Annotated in this window: 3 protein-coding genes; 1 reads left to right on the forward strand and 2 read right to left on the reverse strand. The window is 44.5% G+C overall.

Features of this window, described 5'->3' with window-relative positions; genetic code table 11:
• The first annotated feature begins 325 nt into the window (after window positions 1-325).
• Entirely contained in the window at window positions 326-646 is a 321-nt protein-coding gene (locus ACR2PX_RS12070; protein WP_433999604.1) for a hypothetical protein, read from the forward strand.
• A 145-nt stretch (window positions 647-791) separates the two neighbouring features.
• On the opposite strand, the gene ACR2PX_RS12075 is transcribed toward ACR2PX_RS12070, so the two are convergent.
• Both ACR2PX_RS12075 and ACR2PX_RS12080 read right to left on the reverse strand, forming a co-directional pair.
• On the reverse strand, window positions 792-1,886 hold the full coding sequence (locus ACR2PX_RS12075) for a J domain-containing protein (protein WP_433999605.1): 1,095 nt from the start codon (window positions 1,884-1,886) through the stop codon (window positions 792-794).
• A 172-nt stretch (window positions 1,887-2,058) separates the two neighbouring features.
• Window positions 2,059-2,532 carry a hypothetical protein gene (locus tag ACR2PX_RS12080; RefSeq protein WP_433999606.1) on the reverse strand — a complete coding sequence of 158 codons (474 nt, stop codon included), beginning with the start codon at window positions 2,530-2,532 and terminating at the stop codon, window positions 2,059-2,061.
• Window positions 2,533-2,805: the final 273 nt, after the last annotated feature.

The following is a 2,805-nucleotide window of genomic DNA, read 5'->3' on the forward strand; positions in this document are numbered from 1 at the left end:
AGCTCTTTTTCCGCCATGACAGCATTTTCTCGTCAGATCCAGGCAATAAGCATGAATATGACGAGAAAATGTGTCAGCCGAAAAAATAGCAGAGCGAGAAGCTCGACACTTTATGAAATTTCCGGGCTAAGTGAATAATAGTTTGCATTCTTAAAAAGTCCCGTGATGACCTGTCTATAATCAATGTCCTTTTGGGGATTGTTGAACAGAGGCCTTTTGAGCAACCTTTTCATACCCGGGCTTCAATCATTGAAGCGTTATTGGGGGGATGTTTGTCACTGGCTGTCAGGATCGTTGATTCTGTTCATGGTCTCAACGATGACCCATGCCACTTTCGACAGACAGGAATGAGACTTTTCTTTCTTCTTTAATGATCCTGGCGCTGTTTAAAGAGTCTCCCAACTCATTGATGCCAAAGGTATCCATTGATGACCTGCTGGATGAAGATTCTGATAAGGCTGGGCGCTCTTTTTATCAATCTCAAAAGCTGATGTTATTGCCCCTGGCTATTCAGGAAACGGATGAACATTCAGGGGATGAGTCAGCAGCTGTTCTGGTGGGGACTAGGAGCCTGTCGGACTTAAGACTATTTCGGCCTAAATTCCAGAAAAAACGGCCCAATTATTCGATGAATTCGATTAAATAGGTCAACTATTCTCACGAATCCATCGAAGCTGTCTAGAACGCTCAAGACTGTCGACTCGTTCTACTGACTCTTCAATAGAGAGTATGCTCGAAAGCATAAGTCCTACAGGCTCCTAGATTAGGCAACAGTTTGGCCCACTCTTTTCTTATTCAGGGAGGTTGTCTTCTATCGTTAGTTTTGCTTGTTGGAGTTTTTGGAAATTCTCATGGGCTTCGAGATTATCCGGGTTTTTATCAGGGTGCATTTCTAATGCCATTTCTTTGTAACGCTTCTTCAGATCTTCTCTGCTTGGAGGGTTAGAGGGGTCAAACCTCATAAACTCCAATGCTTCTTCATAGTCGTTGACCAGTCGTGTGTTGCCAAAGAGGCTTCGAAACAGTTCGCTGAAGGGAATGGGGCTGGTAATGACCTGTTTGTGAAATGAGGTTAGATAGCGAGCCAGATGATCTTCTTCAGTAAAGTAATACTCTTTTTTAATCATCAGATAGAAAATGGTATAGGTTCGTGTGCCATCAATATGATCGACTCTGAGTACTGCTGTTTGATTGCTCAAGGTATAGTAGCCGCAGGCTAATTGTTGCACCCGCTCAGAAAACTCAGGAACATTGCCGTTGGAAGTGAGAATAATATTCTGCTTTTTCGACTTTTTATTGATCACGGCTACTTCCGTGCCTGTGATCTGGTCTGGTTCAAGATCCTCTGGAGCAGGCTGTTCATCCTCGGCACTGTCCGCTTCCAGGCGCCTGTGTTGACGTAAGACTTCCATAGCTGCACGTAGAATGTACTTTCTCATTAATTCAGGGTCTTCTTGGTCAGATTCCTCCAGCCTGAGCGACTCAGACCCGGACCATGCCGTCAAGGCACCCATATAGAAAGCAGCCAGTGCTGTGCTGTGCTGGTCTTCACGGATCTTTAATTTTCGACAAAGCTCTGCAAACAATCGGGTCAGGTCAATGCCTTTCATTGCTTTACCTGTTCGTGGCGCTGCCTCTGAAGCCACACTGCTGCGCGATCGTTTGTAGACAGCATCATGCCCTGTTGAAATGACCGCTTCTCGAAGAACTCCGTTCTTTTCTATAAACCATTCAGGTCGGTGTGATAATTCTTCAATCTTGGTGTAGAGGTAGCTGGCAGTGAATACGGTGACAAACACCAAGCTCTGAATGAATCTGGAGTGGGTGACCATGCTGGTCGCGTAGCTACCTGCACCACTCATCGCCAATGTTCCTAAACTGGGCATCCAGGCATACACATTTTGCAGAAATCCGTCAGGGGGCGTTGGCTCCAGGAGTTCTTCATCGCCGATGTTTTCCTGTTCTGCAGTAAGAGGAATGATGGCTCGATCTGTTGTTTCCGGGGCGGGTTGTGTTGAATCGCTGGTTATTGTTACGCTCTCGTCGGCCTCAGACTCTTCATCTCCACTGTCCTCTTTTTTCTCTCTCTCTTTTTTGTGATCTTTCCGCTAATAAGGTGATGGGTAAGCCATCGGTATTAACCGGTTCATTGGGAGAAGACAATTCTTCATGACTGTGTTCTGGTGTTATTGTTAGTTCAGATTCATCTTCAACCTGAATCGGTGTTTCATCTGTTTCATCCATTTCTGTCGGTGCGTGAATACGATTTTTTTCTAATTCCTCTTGTTCTTTTTTCCTTTGTTCTTCAAAGAATTTTTTGGCGGGATCGTGTTCATTATTTGTTTCATCTTCTTTTGTGGTGGCCTCATAGCGCCATGAGTCTCGATAGTAACCGGGTCTCATATCCATCGAATCTTTTGGCTTTCGTTCTTCGAAATGTTCAAGGATTTTTTTTACTTCCTGGCTTGGCCACAAACCGGGAATATACTCTTCTTCCTGCATCTTGGGGTGAAGAGGGTTTGGTTCGAACAATAATCCATGCTCCCACACATGAACCTGGCTACTGAAAGCGTCGAACCCTGCGAAGCAGGTCATAGGGCTCAATAATAAGTAGAAAAGAAAGTGACGTGATGATGACATTATCTTCATGATTTTTCAGTGAAAATAATACAAGTCTTAAAGTAATTCCTAAAAAACTGCTGGACAGAGAAAGAGAATAATACCTTTCCCTTGCAGCGACTATCCTTTATCCCATGGTTTTCTCAACCCGCAACGAACAGCAGAGTGAACAGACTGCAAAGCTTC

Origin of the sequence: Endozoicomonas sp., assembly GCF_051008435.1 — a bacterium.
In the GTDB taxonomy this organism is placed as follows: Bacteria; Pseudomonadota; Gammaproteobacteria; order Pseudomonadales; family Endozoicomonadaceae; genus Endozoicomonas_A.

What these genes read in the sequence shown, in the direction of transcription:
- ACR2PX_RS12070 (WP_433999604.1), top strand. Translation starts at nt 326, where the DNA reads ATGCCACTTTCGACAGACAGGAATGAGACTTTTCTTTCTTCTTTAATG.
- ACR2PX_RS12075 (WP_433999605.1), bottom strand. Translation starts at nt 1,886, where the DNA reads ATGCCCAGTTTAGGAACATTGGCGATGAGTGGTGCAGGTAGCTACGCG.